Annotated in this window: 13 protein-coding genes; 8 read left to right on the plus strand and 5 right to left on the minus strand. The window is 46.7% G+C overall.

Going from position 1 to position 16,725, the window contains the following annotated elements; translation table 11 throughout:
* The first annotated feature begins 352 nt into the window (after positions 1-352).
* The 4 genes from Q4Q49_RS16005 to Q4Q49_RS16020 all read left to right on the plus strand — a co-directional run bounded on the left by Q4Q49_RS16005 (position 353) and on the right by Q4Q49_RS16020 (position 4,754).
* Positions 353-1,030, plus strand: a complete 678-nt coding sequence (locus Q4Q49_RS16005) for a methylamine utilization protein (protein WP_126492542.1) — start codon at positions 353-355, stop codon at positions 1,028-1,030.
* Positions 1,020-3,326: an EAL domain-containing protein gene (locus tag Q4Q49_RS16010; protein ID WP_311999828.1), complete on the plus strand. Its 2,307-nt coding sequence runs from the start codon at positions 1,020-1,022 to the stop codon at positions 3,324-3,326. The genes Q4Q49_RS16005 and Q4Q49_RS16010 overlap by 11 nt, the downstream gene beginning before the upstream one ends.
* Before the next feature lie 85 nt (positions 3,327-3,411).
* A complete protein-coding gene (locus Q4Q49_RS16015; protein WP_311999854.1) occupies positions 3,412-4,281 on the plus strand; it encodes a DUF3034 family protein in 870 nt (289 codons plus the stop codon).
* Positions 4,278-4,754 (plus strand): group 1 truncated hemoglobin, encoded by a 477-nt coding sequence (locus Q4Q49_RS16020; RefSeq protein ID WP_311999829.1) that lies wholly within the window; start codon positions 4,278-4,280, stop codon positions 4,752-4,754. The genes Q4Q49_RS16015 and Q4Q49_RS16020 overlap by 4 nt, the downstream gene beginning before the upstream one ends.
* Positions 4,755-4,833: 79 nt before the next feature.
* Here the strand turns inward: Q4Q49_RS16020 and Q4Q49_RS16025 are convergent, their stop codons facing one another.
* Together Q4Q49_RS16025 and Q4Q49_RS16030 are read right to left on the minus strand one after the other, a co-directional pair.
* Complete coding sequence (locus tag Q4Q49_RS16025) at positions 4,834-5,307, minus strand: NYN domain-containing protein (protein WP_311991233.1); 474 nt, start codon at positions 5,305-5,307, stop codon at positions 4,834-4,836.
* A gap of 313 nt (positions 5,308-5,620) precedes the next feature.
* Positions 5,621-6,484, minus strand: coding sequence for a helix-turn-helix transcriptional regulator (locus Q4Q49_RS16030; protein WP_259540976.1), 864 nt, complete (start codon positions 6,482-6,484; stop codon positions 5,621-5,623).
* 194 nt (positions 6,485-6,678) lie between these two features.
* On the opposite strand from Q4Q49_RS16030, the gene Q4Q49_RS16035 reads away from it, so the two are divergent.
* Positions 6,679-7,590: a DMT family transporter gene (locus Q4Q49_RS16035; protein ID WP_259503717.1), complete on the plus strand. Its 912-nt coding sequence runs from the start codon at positions 6,679-6,681 to the stop codon at positions 7,588-7,590.
* A 72-nt stretch (positions 7,591-7,662) separates the two neighbouring features.
* Here the strand turns inward: Q4Q49_RS16035 and Q4Q49_RS16040 are convergent, their stop codons facing one another.
* Positions 7,663-8,430 carry a helix-turn-helix transcriptional regulator gene (locus tag Q4Q49_RS16040; RefSeq protein ID WP_311999830.1) on the minus strand — a complete coding sequence of 256 codons (768 nt, stop codon included), beginning with the start codon at positions 8,428-8,430 and terminating at the stop codon, positions 7,663-7,665.
* Between the two features lie 142 nt (positions 8,431-8,572).
* Between Q4Q49_RS16040 and Q4Q49_RS16045 the strand changes: the two genes are divergently transcribed.
* From Q4Q49_RS16045 to Q4Q49_RS16055, 3 genes are all read left to right on the plus strand, one after another.
* Positions 8,573-9,736 carry a multidrug effflux MFS transporter gene (locus Q4Q49_RS16045; RefSeq protein ID WP_311999831.1) on the plus strand — a complete coding sequence of 388 codons (1,164 nt, stop codon included), beginning with the start codon at positions 8,573-8,575 and terminating at the stop codon, positions 9,734-9,736.
* A gap of 529 nt (positions 9,737-10,265) precedes the next feature.
* Positions 10,266-11,204 carry a sensor domain-containing diguanylate cyclase gene (locus tag Q4Q49_RS16050; RefSeq protein WP_311999833.1) on the plus strand — a complete coding sequence of 313 codons (939 nt, stop codon included), beginning with the start codon at positions 10,266-10,268 and terminating at the stop codon, positions 11,202-11,204.
* A gap of 110 nt (positions 11,205-11,314) precedes the next feature.
* Positions 11,315-12,238: a sensor domain-containing diguanylate cyclase gene (locus tag Q4Q49_RS16055; RefSeq protein ID WP_311999834.1), complete on the plus strand. Its 924-nt coding sequence runs from the start codon at positions 11,315-11,317 to the stop codon at positions 12,236-12,238.
* Between the two features lie 117 nt (positions 12,239-12,355).
* Here the strand turns inward: Q4Q49_RS16055 and Q4Q49_RS16060 are convergent, their stop codons facing one another.
* Positions 12,356-15,499 (minus strand): multidrug efflux RND transporter permease subunit, encoded by a 3,144-nt coding sequence (locus Q4Q49_RS16060; RefSeq protein WP_311999835.1) that lies wholly within the window; start codon positions 15,497-15,499, stop codon positions 12,356-12,358.
* Complete coding sequence (locus tag Q4Q49_RS16065) at positions 15,499-16,608, minus strand: efflux RND transporter periplasmic adaptor subunit (protein ID WP_311999836.1); 1,110 nt, start codon at positions 16,606-16,608, stop codon at positions 15,499-15,501. Before Q4Q49_RS16065 ends, Q4Q49_RS16060 begins: the two co-directional genes overlap by 1 nt.
* Between the last annotated feature and the right edge of the window lie 117 nt (positions 16,609-16,725).

A 16,725-nucleotide genomic window follows, 5' to 3' on the forward strand; every position in this document is an offset into this window, starting at 1 on the left:
TTGCTTATTGTGCATGGCAGACCTATGTTGACTAGATTCAACTGTTTTATTCAGCCAATGAGCTCGCAGTGATATTTGATCTCAGTAAGCGCCATAGTCGATTCAAACGCTTGTGGTTATCCGTGCTTGAAATGTGTGTATGATGTTGTTTATCCATTATTTGTGGTCACTTTCGTGCGTAATGGCAGTTGGACGATTAGAATGATTACTGTTTTGGCGCTCTTCTATAGGTTCTAATGGAATATTCGATATATTAGTGATGTACAATGCTACACGAATAAAAATAGTTTGTTTTACGCCGTACTCAGCTAAGGTACTTGTTGACCTTGCATCACTATGCCCGAGGTAACTGATGATCTTAAATCGCGCTTTATTTGCTCTAGTTTTGAGTGTTTCTGCCTCTCTGACGCCTCAAATCATGGCTGCTGAGCTCAATATTAAGCTGGTGGATCTACAGCAGCAGGCGATTGCCGATACGGTCGTGGAGTTGATCCCGGCAGTGATGCCCGATAAGGCTATGCCTGTTGGACATTATGAAATGTCACAAAAAAATCGAACCTTTATCCCTTTTGTGTTGGCGGTCCCTAAGGGCGCCAAGGTGGATTTTCCTAATCTAGATCGCACTCGTCACCATGTGTATTCCTTTTCCGAGGCGAAACCTTTCGAACTTAAACTGTATGTGGGTCAAGCCGAAGCGCCGATTCAGTTCGATAAACCCGGCTTAGTCGCACTTGGCTGCAATATTCACGATTATATGCAGGCATTTATCTATGTGGCGGATAGCCCAATTGTTGCGGTGACGGACGAAAAAGGTGAGATCCAGTTTAAGGATCTTACGGCCGGTCAATATAAAGTCAAACTCTGGCATCCATGGCAGAAGGCGGCCTCCGAGCCGACTGAGCTAATGTTAACCACTGGCGCGAATCAACTCAGTTTGTCCTTAGACATTGAACGCCAAGCTAAACCGTCAGCCCCGCCGTCGGGATTTGGCCACTACGATGCTCAAGGCAAGCCATTACATGCTAAATAGTTTTCGCGCACGGCTGATTTTAGTTTTCTTTATTGTGCTGACTCTAGTGCAGTTTGCCACGGCATTTTCCGTATTGACGGCGACCGAAAGGGACAACTTTTTACAACAACAAAAAAGTTTAGATATTGGTGCCAATGTGTTTCTCGAAGTCCTTTCGAATCGCGGTATTCAGCTCAGCCAAAGTTTGTCTGTGCTCAGTGCCGATTTTGGTTTTAAGCGCGCAATTGCCACCGGCGAGCAAGAAACCATTGAGTCAGTGTTATCCAATCACGGCTCTCGTATCGGCGCCGACGCTGCAGTATTGTTGTCTCCAAAAGGAGAGCTCTTGACCTCGAGTCTACCCGGACTCACTCAGGATGACATTCAATCCTTATTCGATATGACCACCAGCAATAACAATGCCTTAGCTATCCTCAATTTTGATCATGCCAGCTATCAGTTTGTGTTGCAGCCCGTGAAGGCGCCGACCTTGATTGCTTGGGTCGGAATGGGATTCCTATTGGATGAGAAAGTCGCCCAACAAGCTAAAGCCATTACCGGTATCGATGTCAGCTTTGTCAATCAAGCCACGGGTCGTACCGAAATCGCGTCAACCTTATCCGACGATGAAAAACGCAGTGTGGTAGAGCAGGCGAGCCTATTCCCCAGCCTACTGAAAATGCCCAGTGAGAACATTCCCGTGGATTATCTATCCATGGCGATCAAACTTTATGATCATAACGGCAGCCAATTAGCCCTACTGCATCAGTCAAACCTTAAGTGGCAGCAAAGTTATCAGCATCTACGCAATAATATGTTGCTGATTTTTGCCTTGACCTTAGCGCTGGCGATTGTGATTGCGATTTGGTTGTCGGGCAGTTTGACTGAGCCTGTGCATCAACTGGTGACCTATGCCCGTAAAATTGGTCAAGGTAAGCAGCCTGGCAGTATTCAAGGTGCGCCAGCAGAACTGCGGGTGTTGGCCAAAAGTTTGTCCTTGATGCGCGACGATATTGAAGCGCGGGAAAAGGATTTAGTCTATCAATCTCGCCACGACAGTTTGACGGGATTGCTCAATCGTTTTGCGGCAAAACAGCATTTAGCGGATCTTAAACATGAGCTATCCGGCGCTATGGTATTGCTGGATATTAAACATTTTCGCCATATCAACGACATTATTGGTTTTGCCAACGCCGATACCTTGTTGGTGCTTTTTGCTCGCCGTTTAGAGCAATTAGCCCCCACACCGGATTTACTCGCGCGATTAGACGGCGACTCATTTTTACTCCTGTATAGCCAAGGTATTCGTCCCGAGCACTTGCTGAAATCATTGGATATGTTGGAGTCGCCATTTCCAATCCAAGGCTCAAATATCTCTCTTACCGTGCGGGCGGGATTACTTGAAATCGATGGCAACGGTGCCGATATCGATGTGTTAGTACGCCGCGCCGAAATTGCCCTCAATCAAGCCTGTCTCGAGGAGCAACGTATTGTCAGTTATCGTCAGGGCGCCGATGAAAAGTATCAGCGTGAGCTGACGATTATCCGTGATTTGCCTATAGGTTTAGCGCAAAACCAATTGTATTTAGTGTTCCAACCTAAAGTGGATTTACGCCTAAACCAGTGCACTGGCGCCGAGGCATTGATCCGCTGGCAGCATCCAACCTTAGGGTTTATCCCGCCCGATGAGTTTATTCAACTGGCCGAAAATTCAGGCAACATTGATATAGTCAGCCAATGGGTGTTGAAGCAGGCGATTAAACAATTAGTCGCATGGCAGCAGCGGGGTATGCAGCTAAAACTGGCCATTAACCTGTCGGCCCATGATTTAGTCGATACCCGCTTGCCGAATCAAATTGCTAGTTTATTAAAAGATAATAATCTGCCAAGCGGCGCACTCTGTATTGAAGTCACCGAAGGTGCTGTGATGAAAGATGCACAGACTGTGGTGAGCGTATTGCAGCGATTCCGTGACATGGGTGTATCCGTCGCCATCGATGACTTTGGCACAGGGCATTCATCCTTAGCTTATTTGAAAATTTTGCCGGTCAATGAAGTGAAGATTGATCGTAGTTTTATCAAAGACATGCTCACGAATAGCCAAGATGTGATGATAGTGAACACGAGCATTCAGTTGATCCACGGTCTAGGTTTTACCGTCGTGGCCGAAGGGGTTGAAGAACCAGAAGGCGTTGACATCTTGCGTAACCTCAATTGCGACATCATCCAAGGTTACGTGTTTTCAAAACCCTTAAAAGCGGCTGAATTTGATCTGTGGTTTGAAGCGTTTAACCATAAAAATCCCTCTGACGCATAAGTTAATTTGCCCAAAAAAGCGCACAAAAAACCTTAGATTTAGTCGTGTTTGAAAGAATAAAACGGAGTAGCGAGTGAACATTGCCATGAATGCATTGAAGTTGAATTCATTAGCTTGGAATTGTGCTAAGGCTTTGCCTTGCCTCTTTTTACTATTGGGCACAGTTCCTGCGTTTGCCGAAGGTAGCCGCGTGGTCGCGACTGGCGGCGGGACGACGATTGAGGGCAGTGCTGGCGGTGGCATAGTGCCGTGGGCGGTGATCAACGGTTATGGCAGTAGCGATGAATGGTCCGCTACGGCGATGGCGACAGGCGTTTATGTCGATGACTTTACACTGAATGTGATTGGCGCTTCCTTGAGTTTTGATAATCGATTCGAACTGAGTTTAGCGCGGCAAACCTTTGATTTAGATACTATGGGCGGCGAGTTAGGCCAAGATATCTTTGGGGTAAAATACAAGCTTGCCGGCGAGTTACTTTATACGGCTATGCCGCAAATCACCCTAGGTGCCCAGTATAAAAGAGTCGATGACTTTGCGATTCCTCTGGCGGTTGGGGCGCGGGATGATTGGGGGTTAGATGTGTATATTGCGGCCAGCAAAGTATTTTTCGATGCGGTGGCGGGGCGCAATTTATTACTTAATGGTACAGTGCGCGCGACCAAGGCGAATCAAACGGGTTTATTGGGTTTTGGTACCCAAGCCAGTAATGATTACCTGTTTGTGCTCGAAGCGTCTGCGGCAGTATTGCTGACGGATAATGTGGCGCTGGGTATCGAATATCGCCAGAAACCCAATGAGTTAGCTTTTGCCCGTGAAGATGATTGGCAAGATGTGTTTTTAGCTTGGTTTATTAATAAGCATCTTTCCGTGGTCACGGCTTATGCGAATTTAGGCAGTATTGCGGGTTTTGCCGATCAGCAAGGTTGGTATGTGTCGGTGGAGGGAACACTATGAGTCGTTTATTGTTGAAGCTATTACCTGTCGCCGCTTTGCTTTTTTTCACTGGCTGCGCAGTGCAAACGGCTGAATCATCGGCGCCACAGGTTAACTCAAATAATGGCAACTCAAGCCAGCAAACCTTATATCAAGAGTTAGGTGGTGAAGCCGGTTTATCAGCGATTGTCGATGGCTTACTTGCCCGTATTGCAACTGATCCACGCATAGTGCATCACTTTCAAGAGACGGATATCGCGTTATTTCGTGAGCGCGCCATTGAACATTTTTGTCTGATTGCTGATGGCGGTTGCGTGTATCACGGTGAGAATATGGCACTGAGTCATCAAGGGTTGAATATTACTCAGGCAGATTTTGATGCCTTAGTGGGCCATTTAATTGAATCGATGAAGGAGCAACAGATACCATTATCGACCCGCAATGCCCTCCTAAAACGTCTCGCACCTATGTATTCGGACATTACCTATCATTAGATGTGTTGTAACTTTGATGGCTAAAATAGTGAACTTCAGATGCTGCTGTCGTGATTGATAGCAGCATTTTTTATGGGTACTAGAGCAAGAGTGCGGCATCTATGGGGTGAAATTGAGACGCTGCATCCCTTAAGGATTTAGCCGTCAGGGTAGGGACGCCATAGACTTGGATTTCAACGCCATATTTTTGATGGATTTTTTGTAGTAATAAATCGAAATCGCCATCACCAGACAACAAGATCACTGTATCGACTTCACTCGCCGCTTCCATAATATCGATAGTGATCCCCACATCCCAGTCGCCTTTGGCCGAGCCATCGCTGCGCTGAATGAAAGGTTTTAACTTCACCTCAAAGCCTATGTGCTTTAACGCATCCTGGAATTTCAACTGCCCATCGTCCCCCTTGTGGATGGCATAAGCCACGGCCAAGACTATGTTTCCCTCGTAACCTAAGTGTTGCCATAATTTACGGTAATTAAATTGGCGGCCATAGGCCTCGCGGCAGGTGTAATAGATGTTTTGTACATCCACAAATAAAGCGATTTTCTTCACAGAGTACTCACGTCAGTAGCAGCTAAGGGATGACTATAACACAGACTGGTGTGGCGGTTTTGAAAGGCGCGAAAGTGTGAACTTTACTGAGTCATTTCCAGCGCGAGCATGTTCTCTGTACTTACACTTCACGCTTATAATGCTAATGAACCGTTTGATTTATCAGCATTGCTACTTCATATGCTACTGAAAAGTAATCCCTTTAATGCCGAGTTTAACCAGCGTGCCTTAACTCAGGCTATGGGCAAAGATTAACGCAGAATTGAATTGAATTGAATTGAATCGAATCGAGCAGGGGAATCGTTTTTGTTTGCTAGCGGCCTTGATGATGTTTTTGATATTCGCCCGGTGACATGCCGCTGAGCTTTTTAAAGTAGCGGCCCATGTGGCTTTGATTAGCGAAGCCATTATTGAGGGCGATATCGGTCAAGGATTGCGTTGAATGACTCAAGCTTTGTTTGACCTTTTCGATGCGCACTTGTAGCAAATACTCCTGCGGCGTCATCGCAAATTGGCATTTAAACATGCGGCAAAAATGGTACTCGCTAAGCTGGGCAATCTCGGCCAGTTCAGACAAATAAATCTGCCGATGTGAATGGCAATAAATAAACTCTTTGATCGCTTTCGCCACTTTAGGTGCTAACCCGCCCTTGATTGGCCCCACCGACAAATTAAAGCCGGAACTTTGTAGTAACGTCACCAGCACAGTGTCGGTTACCTGTTCCATCATTAGATGGTTATCACTGATCTGCCAATTGAGCCCGGCAACTTGATGCCGAAATAGTGCCTCTAACCTCGGATTATCGACAAAGGTCAGCTCAGGTAAACGCACTTGGCGTGGATCTTTATCAAAGACTCGCACGGCCAATTTCTTCAGATGTTCATCGCTAAAATACAAATGCATAAACTGCTGCGGTTGTCCCAGTTGCCAATGGCTTTGGCAGCCTTGGGGCATAAGGCAAAACTTGCTGGGCGCGCCATAGTCGGCTTTGATATCGGTTCTGTGGGTTTCGTAGCCGCCATCCAGATACATGCTCAGCGTGTGTTGTGTATCGTTTTGGTAATACAAACGCTCGCCCGCATTTTGATAATGGGCCCAAGATAAATCCTCCGTAATCACTTGTTGGCGAAGACAGGTTTTAGCAGATTTATCAAAACTGGTGTATTTGGGCTCCATGGGGTCCTTGTTATCTCACTGGCTAAGTGTTTTGTCTGTCCAAATTATCGCACTTATTAATGCGGCTCAACGTTCGCTTGCGATTAAAACCGCAATATCGTGTTATGACCCACAAGATGGTGACATAAGGACGAAAGCCATCGCTGTATAGTTCGCCTCATTAAGTATTTTATGAAGGTGAGGGGGGACTCATTATGGCTGCTGTGATGTATTTGCTGATGATTTTTGTGTGGGGTTTTTCGTGGATTGCCATTAAGTGGCAGCACGGTGAGGTGGCGACGGAAGTCTCGATTTTTTATCGCTTCGCGATAGCGAGCCTGTTGATGTTCGCCATCGGCTTTGCCTTTAACAAGCTGCAAGCGGTAAAGCTTAGGCAGCATCCTTGGTTTGCACTGCAAGGTGTGTGTCTATTTTGTTTGAATTTTATCGCGTTTTATACTGCAACCCATTATATCGCCAGCGGTTTAACGGCGGTGATTATGGCCACTGCGCCCATTTTTAATGCGATACATGGCCGCATTTTTTACGGCACGCCCACTACCCGCAACTTTTGGTTAGGAGTCAGTGTCGGTCTGGGGGGCATTATCTTACTCTTTGGCGCCGATTTGCTCGCGACTCAGTGGTCACAAACCTTAGTATGGGGCTTACTGTTTTCGCTGCTAGGTACGTGGTTTTTCTCGATTGGCAACATGATCAGCATGCGTAACTCGCGCGATAATGTGTCGCCCTTTACTTCAACAGCGTATGCCATGTGCTATGGCAGTGCGGCGTTATTGCTCATCATTTGGTTTAAAGGTTTAAGCTTTAGTTTACCGCTGACAACGAGTTATCTTGGCAGCTTGTTCTACTTAGCCGTTATCGCCTCTGTGATTGGCTTTACCGCTTATTTGATCTTGGTTGAGCGAATTGGCGCTAACGCAGCGGCGTATCTGTTGGTGATAACCCCTGTGGTGGCGCTTAGTGTATCGAGCGTGTTTGAGGATTATCACTGGACTTGGTATTCAAGTGTGGGACTCTTGCTGGTCGCGCTCGGTAACATGTTAACGCGCCGCCAACGACCGCTTGCTTGGTTTAAGTCTTCTACCACGCCAGCGCTGAAAGCCTAACGTCGCAGCTAGCGCCATGATGCACATGAGGCAAGGCTCGATTCGGCGATTGTAAGTCAGTCGAGCCAGTACTTATTTGAAATATTGTGCCGGTGTGGTGCTGGTATATTGCTTAAAAAAGCTGATAAAGGCACTGTCGCTGGAAAATTGTAAATTAAAGCCCACCTGCGCCACCGATTTCCCCGCCGCCAATTGTTCAATGGCCGAGAGTAAACGCCATTGCTGGCGCCATGCTTGATAAGCCATTCCCGTCTGTGCGCTAAAAATGCGGCTAATTGTGCGTTCACTGGCTCCGATTTCTACTGCCATATCCTTAAGATTGGCTGGCGGTTTTTGGTGCTGTTGCAGTTGCGCAAGCCAGGTTTTTAAACGTTTATCCTGTGGGAGGGGTAAAGCCAGATTTTCTTCCGCGGCATGGCCCAATTCTTCGCAGAGCAGCAAAAAGGCATTGTGCTGAGTGCTTCTTGGTTTGTCCCAAGGCCAAAACGACATAGTGTCGATTAACGCTTTGAGTAGCGGGTTTACATGAAAAATAGTGACTTTATCGGGTAATGAAGTGACGGTTTCTGGTTCAAAGTAGAGTGAGCGATAGGCAACCACATTACGCATTGTAACGCTGTGCTTAACGCCAGCTGGCAACCAAGCCGCACGCGTTGGCGGTAACACCATTTGAGTATCGGCTAGGGTGAATCTCATCACGCCTGTGGGAGCGTACAGCAGTTGCGCCTTTCTGTGGTGATGTACTCCCGAGTCGTGTTCGCCCATATCTGCGGCAATGCCAATGACCATATTATCTAGCTGGTCTGGATTAAATTGCTGTTCAGGTAGAATAAAGGCCATTTTGTCCTATTTTTGATGTTTTTTGTCTAAGTGTTGCTAATGGACACATTTGGATTTTATCTATACTGCGCCATCTTTGACAAGTATGGAGCGACATTTCGGTAAACCAACTCATTTGGATGATTGAAATGGACTAAAAATCATGAATATAAAACCACCATTAGGGCTCGTTGTGCTGCTAATGATGTTTCCGCAAATTATGGAAACCATTTATAGCCCTGCTTTGCCTAATATTGCAGAAAACTTTGCTGTGTCGGTTGCCGCTGCATCGCAAACCTTATCTGTGTACTTTATGGCCTTTGCCGTCGGCGTATTTTGCTGGGGCCGCTTAGCCGACATTATTGGTCGCCGTAAAGCTATGCTCGCGGGATTAGTCTGTTATGCCATTGGCTCAACGTTAGCCTTGATGGTTAGCGACTTTAGCCTGTTGTTGATGGCCCGCGTATTGTCTGCCTTTGGCGCGGCAGTGGGGTCTGTGATTACCCAAACTATGATGCGTGACAGTTATAGCGGAGAGGAATTAGCGAAAGTATTTTCTGTAATGGGTATGTCACTTGGAATAAGCCCAGTTATCGGATTGCTATTAGGCAGTGTTCTCAGTGCGTATTGGGGATATCAAGGGGTGTTTGTCGCACTCATGGTCTCTGCAATCGTGTTGTTATTTTTGTCGGTAAAATATCTACCCGAAACCAAACCCGCACACACCCAGAAAATCGCGATAGGCGAGTTAGCGATTAAGATGCTTACCGATAGTGGGATTATTAAGAACACCTTGTTGGTAGCGGCGTTTAATCTAATGTGGTTTAGCTACTTTTCACTGGCGCCATTTATGTTTGAGGCGCAAGGGTTATCGACGCTTGCCTTTGGTACCAGTGGCTTACTGTTAGGCTTTGGTACATTCCTTGGCAGTTATGTTAATAAAATAATGCTGGGTCGAGGCCACACCGGTGCACGACTGGTTCGCTTAGCCAGTGCTATTGCACTTGTCGGTGGATTGGGGATTTGGCTGATCCAATCGACCTTTATAGGGCTGAATAATGTTTACTTTTTAGCGCCTATGCTATTGATTGTGATTGCTTACGGTATCGCTATTCCGAACATACTCAGCTCGGCTCTGGCAGACTACCGTACCTATGCGGGCTCTGCTGGCGCGCTCTTCGGACTGTTTTATTACATTCTGTTGGGACTGGGTTTAGGTGGCACGGGAATCGTTCACCATTTAGGTATGGTGATTACGTTAAGTGCACTGCTTTGTGTTGGCTTAGGTTTACATTTTGGCTTAGCCAATAAAGTAAAAAATGCTTAAGACGTAAATGAGAAAAAGCCAAGGCACTGAGTGCCTTGGCTTTTTGTTATGTGATTATCAACAGCTATGATTAGCGTTAGGCTTTAGGCGTGAGTTCCTGCTGCTTTGCCGCAGACGAAATCAATCGAGACATAGTGGGAAATAAGGTTAACTTCATCATTGAGTTGTCCACTGTCTATTCATAAGCAGAGGATAATTAATGGTGACGGTACACATCCATTATTCTGGCTAATCCCATCATCTTAGGCTTCTATTGAATCTTGTTATTATTAACAAGTACAAAAAACGAGCAACTAAAAAAGAAGAATAAAGGTCTTTTCAAACAAACGCTTCTTATTAGGATTTTCTTAAGTACTTGTCATTCCATCATTTTAGATGTGTCCCAAGTCACGTTCTGATTTTACGAGATGAGATTGTAGTATTTTTATATCGACGACGGCCTAAGTGAGTTCTTGTCCTCACAAATCATATGTGGTTCTATCACACTAAATGTTATCTCTATGTTATTTCGTTGTATGGGGAGATACGGATGCGTCGACTTTTTTCAGAAGATAGTGAAGCCTTATTATTCAAAAGTTTAAATTATATTCCTATCCCAGTTCTATTATCTGAGGCCTTGGACGTGGAAGGACGTCGTCCTAGCACTCATAGGGTGCATAGATTTATGAATCATGCATTTATTGAGCAATTGGGCTATACCATGTCGGACATCCCCGATATTGAATCTTGGTTTAATACTGTTTACCCCGACCCAATCCTTCGAGACAAAGCGATGCTCGAGTGGGATAGTGCTGTATATGAAAGTGAAAAACAGGGACTGAGCACCGCAGGTTTTCAAACTTACCTTCGCTGTGGCAATGGTGAATATCGTTGGTTTTTAATCACAGCTCAAATTACCACTGAAAATCAATCAAACTTAAACATAGTCACTATGAGAGATGTCCATCAGTTGCAGTTACTGATTGAGGATAACAAGCGGCAATCCAATACCGATTTACTGACGGGACTTGCCAATCGTCGTCAAGTGGAGCGGATCCTCGCTTCAGCCATGGAACACAGTACCGATGCAAAAGGTTCACTCTGTTTAGTGATGTGTGATATCGATTTTTTTAAGAGTATTAATGATAACTTTGGCCATCTGTGTGGCGATGATGTGCTTAAATTAGTAGCGGATCAGCTTAAGCACTATGCATCTTCTGCTTCCTGTGTCGCACGTTGGGGAGGGGAGGAGTTTCTGATTGTGCTGGAAAACACTGAACTTGAAGTCGCGAGAGAGCTTGCCGAGAAGCTGCGTTGTGACATCGAGTCCACGGATTACCAATCCTATGGTCAGCATATGCACTTAACCATGAGTTTTGGGTGTGTGGAGCATCAAGTCGGTGAAAGCCTCCAAAGTCTATTATTTCGGGTTGATAGCGTTTTATATAAAGCTAAGAATGATGGCCGCAACTGTGTTGTGCTTGATTGAATTTCTTATAAATTCAAACGTTAACTTATGTTTTATCAATCATCTTTTATCCCCAATTAGGTTTGGGATGTGATGACTGATCTTTGTTTGGGATTGAGCGGGGAAGATTAATGACAGCACGCAATGACAGTGAGGTAATTCTCTTTAAAAGCTTAGATTTCATTCCTATTCCAATCCTGCTTTCTGAATCACGTATTGATGAGATATCTGGGCGTATACAGCGGATCCACCGCTTTGTTAATCATGCCTTTATCGAACAAATTGGCTACACATTAGAAGATATTCCCGATATGGATGCTTGGTTTAAAACCGTGTATCCAGAGCCTTTAGTGCGTCAAGCCATGATTGAGGGATGGGCAAACATCGTTGAAAGCAGTATCAATGCAGGAATTGATACGGCTGAAATGCAGGCTCGTATTCTTTGTCGTAACGGTGAGTACCGTTGGTTTTTGATCACGGCACAAATTGCCACGGAGAATCAATCGGAATTGCATATAGTGACGATGAGAGATATCCATGATTTACAATTGCTTATTGATGAAAATCAAACGTTATCAAATACCGACGTGTTAACTGGACTCGCTAATCGCCGCAAAGCGGAAGCGGTGTTGGAGAATGCCTTAAGTACCGCAAAAGGCACAGAGCTTTGTTTGTTAATGTGCGATGTCGATTACTTCAAAGCCATCAATGACACGTTTGGTCATTTATGTGGGGATGATGTTTTAGTGCAAGTCGCAAGGTTACTTGAAGGGCTACGGCAACCCGCTGCTTGTATTGCCCGCTGGGGAGGTGAAGAGTTCTTGATTGTTTTACAGGGTTGCTCCTTAGATGAAGCACATCAAATCGCAGAGCAATTACGCTTAGATTTAGCGGCGACGGATTTCTTCTATCACAATCAACAACTGAATTTGACCATGAGTTTTGGCTGTATCAGTGTTCAAGATAACGAGAGTTTGCGTAGCGCACTTTTCCGGGTAGATAGTGCGTTGTATAACGCTAAATCAGCTGGTCGAAATTGTGTTGTGATGGGATAGATAAATTCCCTATATCCCATATAAGGTAAGGCTCTTGATTGAGCTGCCAATAAAAAAAGCCAAGGCACTGAGTGCCTTGGCTTTTTGCTATGAGATTTTCTGCAGTTATGATTAGCGCTAGGCTTTAGGCGCTAGTTCCTGCTGCTTTGCCGCCGCCTCTTGGGCCGCTAACTCTTGCGCTTTAATTGCCGCTTCGAGCTTAGCTTCAACATATCCCGGTGAATGGGTCGCTGCCGAGATTAATCGATACATGGCGGGGATGACGAGTAGGGTCACAAAGGTGGCGAATGCCATACCGAAGAACACTACAGTACCTACAGCGATACGACTTTCTGAGCCTGCGCCCGTCGAGAAAATTAACGGTACAGCGCCCACTAATGTGGTGAAGGCTGTCATTAGGATTGGCCGCAAACGACGGGATGAAGCGTCGATAATGGCTTTATCGAGTTCAAAGCCGCGGTCACGTAATTGGTTAGCAAACTCAACGATAAGGATACCGTTTTTGGTCACCATACCAATCAACATGATCATGCCTATCTGGCTGTAGATGTTGATCCCTTGACTGGTTAGCAGTAGACCTAAGAAACCACCAAACACGCCCATAGGCACAGTAAACATCACCACTAATGGGTTGATAAAACTCTCAAACTGCGCGGCTAAGACTAAGTAAGCGACCAGTAAGGCCAAACCAAATACGATGAAGATACTGCTTTGGTTTTCCTTAAAGTCTTTGGATTCGCCGGTGTAACCAATGGAAATATCTTTAGGTAATAATTCAATGGCTTTAGCATCAAGAAACTTTAAGCCTTCACCTAAGGTGTAGCCTTCACTGACGTTAGCCTTGAGGGTGATCGATTTTTGCTTATTGGTGTGACTTAATCTTTGTGCCGAAGCAATCTCTTCGATATGGGTCACGGTATCAAGCGTCACTAATTCGCCTTTACCGGAACGCATGTAGATTTGGCTAAGATCGCCAACGTTGTTAAAACTGTTTTCATCACCGCGCAAGTACACATCGTACTCTTCGCCGCGATCCACATAGGTGGTTTCGGTGCGACCGCCGAGCATCACTTCTAAGGTTTGCGAGACGTCATCGACACTGATCCCAAGCTCCGCAGCGCGTTCTTTATCAACCGTCACGATAAGCTCAGGCGTGGTTTCGGCGTAATCTAAGTCGGCGCCTTCCATCATAGGGCCGGCATTGGCTTCTTCTTTGAGCACCTGCGCCCACTTAAAGAGTTCGGCATAGTCCGAACCACCAAGCACAAATTGCACCGGTTCGCTCGATTGACCCCTAAAGCCTGGCATCATAGGGCGAACCATCACATCGGGAATGTCTTTCAATGCTTTGCTAATAATCCCAAGCGCTTGCTGTGCGGATTCGGTGCGTGTGCCCCAATCTTCAAGCTGCATGATCACAAAGCCCGTTTGATCGCCCGCACGGCCACCAAACGCGGGGGCTTGCACGCTGAAGGAGCGCAGCACACCTTGACCCAGCAAGGGCATAAGTCTGTCTTCGACTATGTCCATGTTAGCTGTCATACGGTTATAACTGGTGCCTTCTGCGCCTTTAACAAAGGCGAACAACACACCGCGGTCTTCCTGCGGCGCCAGCTGTGACGGCACTTGTTGCATTAACCAAGCACTGCCGCCGATACAGGCGAGAATAACTAAGGGCGCGAGTAGACGAAGTTTAATCGCCCGAGTAACGGCGACGCGATAGACGCTTTCCATGCGGGCAAAACCGCGATCGACCCAACGATTAAAGCGATTCGGTTTGACGTTGGCTTTAAGTAACTTGCTGCTCAGCACGGGCGTAAGTGTCAGTGCTACTAAGGAGGAAAACAGCACCGACACCGCCAGCATCACGGAGAACTCGGTAAATAAGAGTCCGACCATACCCTCCATAAAGGAAATCGGCAGGAATACCATAACTAATACCGCCGTGGTGGCGACAACGGCAAAGCCCACTTCGCGGGTGCCTTTATAGGCGGCGAGTAAGGGCTCTTCGCCTTTTTCTATATGGTGGAAAATGTTCTCGACCACCACAATCGCATCATCGACCACTAGACCGATGGAGAGGATTAACGCCATCAATGTCAGTAGGTTAATTGAATAACCTAGCATGTTAGCGGCGATAAATGCCGAGATTAACGATACCGGAACCGTTACCGCAGGGATGAGTGTCGCCCGCGCTTGTCCGATGAAGATATACAGCACGAGTACCACTAAGGCGCCGGTGACATAAAGGGTGCTATACACCTCGTTAATCGAGCGGTCGATAAATACGGTAGAGTCGAAGTCGACCACTAGGCTAGTGCCTTCGGGCAGGAAGTCTTGTACGCGGTCGACTTCTTGGTGCACTTCTTTGGCAACGAGCAAGGGGTTGGCATCGGACTGGGCAATAATGCCTAAACTGATGTTAACGATACCGTCGCTTTTGAAGGTCGAGTTTTCGTTTTGTGCGCCGACAGCCACATCGGCCACATCTTTTAAGTAGATAGGCGTGCCATCGCTGGCGGTACGCACCACAAGGTAGTCAAAATCCTTTGGCGTGTAGTACAAGCGTTTGGTACGCACCGACATCACTGTGGTGTCGTTTCGCACTTGGCCGCCGGGTGTTTCGATGTTTTCTTTGCGCAGCGCGTTCGTTATGTCGGTGACTGTGACATTGCGGCCCGCCATTTGTTCGGGTCTGAGCTTGACGTACATGACCTTGTACAAACCGCCGGAAATACTGATGGAGCTCACGCCGCTGATAAGGCTAAATCTGTCCTCTAACACGCGCTGGGCGTAATCCGTTAATTGAGTGCGGTCCATCACACTCGAACTTAAATTCACATAGACGGAGGGCTCGCCCGAACCGTTGTCTTTGGAGACGACAGGATCTTTCGCATCTTCAGGCAGCCTGCGCTGGGCACGGGCCACAGCGTCACGCACATCACTTACGCCTTCGGTTAAGTTCCACCCGAGGAGGAATTTCACTGTGATACGCGAGCTACCATTACGGGTGGTCGACGTGATTTCGTCGATACCACTGATCCCCGTCAGTTCATCTTCTAGGGTCTTAGTGATCTGGCTTTCCATAATAGCCGCCGACGCACCCGAGTAACTGGTGCTAATGGTGACCACAGGGCTTTCGACGTCGGGCATTTCCCGTATCGACAATTTAGAGAAGGAGACTATGCCGAATACGCACAGCAGTAAGCTTAAAACGATGGCAACGACGGGGCGTTTAACCGAAACATCGGACAACCACATTATTTAGTCTCCGTAGCTTTTGGGCTTGAAAGCTCAGTCGCACGGGCTGATGCCTTGGCATCTAGCGTCACTTCATTGATTTTCAGGCCATCGCGCATATTCACTAAGCCTTGTACGACGACTTTGTCACCTATGTTCAAACCGTTTTCAATCAAGACTTGGTTATCGATACGCGCACCTAACTGCACTTCGGTGCGGTTGGCGATGTGATCGGCGCTAACCACGTACACGTAACGTTTAGTGCCTGAATATTCAAGGGCTTGTACTGGCACCATAGGTGCTGAAATCGCAGGGAACGTGATAGTTGATGACATCATCATGCCGGGTTTTAAGCGATTTTTGGGGTTGTCGAATTGCACCCGCACTTTAAGGTTTAAGGTTTCTTCATTGACGCGTGGATCGATAGCGACAACTTTGCCAGTAAAGGTTTCATCCGGCCAAGCACGGCTGGTGGCCGCCACTTGCATACCTATGCTCAATTGCGACAGGAAATGTTCTGGCACTTGTAAGTCGAGGCGCATGCTAGATAAATCATCCAGCGACATTAATTCAGTGCCTATGCTGACCATCTTGCCTTCGCTGAAATTAATCAGTCCCGTATTGCCCGCAAACGGCGCAATCAGCGAGTGGTAATGTAAATCCGCTTGTGCTGAAGCTAAGCGTGCTTGGGCGATATCGACACTGGCTTTTTGTGCGTCAATTTCGGTTTGGGTGATGGCGTTACGGCTGATCAGCTTTTCAAACTCTTTGAGTTTACGTTTTTCATCGTTGAGAAAGGCATTAGCCTCAGCGACGGCGGCTTGGGCTTTCATATCATCGAGTTCGATAAGCAACTGACCTTTTTTCACCGCTTGGTTTGAGGTCACGGCGACTTGTTTAATCTTACCAGTGACTTGTGGCGCGATCACCACAGCGCGTTCGGCAGCGAGCTTGCCGATAAGTGAAATAGATTGTGCTAATGGATATTCAACGACTTCCCCCGTGACCACTGGAACGGTTCGCATAAGATGAGGTGCGCTTTCGGGTTTAGCCGCTTGAAGGACATCACTAAAACTTACCGCTGTGGCGATAACCGCAAGCAGGGCAATGGCAATAATGGTTTTTTTCATTGTAATTATTATCTCGCGCAAAGGCAGTTTAAAAAGGTAATCGCTCTAATGGCGCTATTCTAGTGAATAACGTACGCCAGTTGGGTAAAAGTTTGTAAAGGTAAGCGAACGAAAATG

Origin of the sequence: Shewanella sp. SP1S1-7 (assembly GCF_031932105.1) — a bacterium.
Lineage (GTDB): Bacteria > Pseudomonadota > Gammaproteobacteria > Enterobacterales > Shewanellaceae > Shewanella > Shewanella baltica.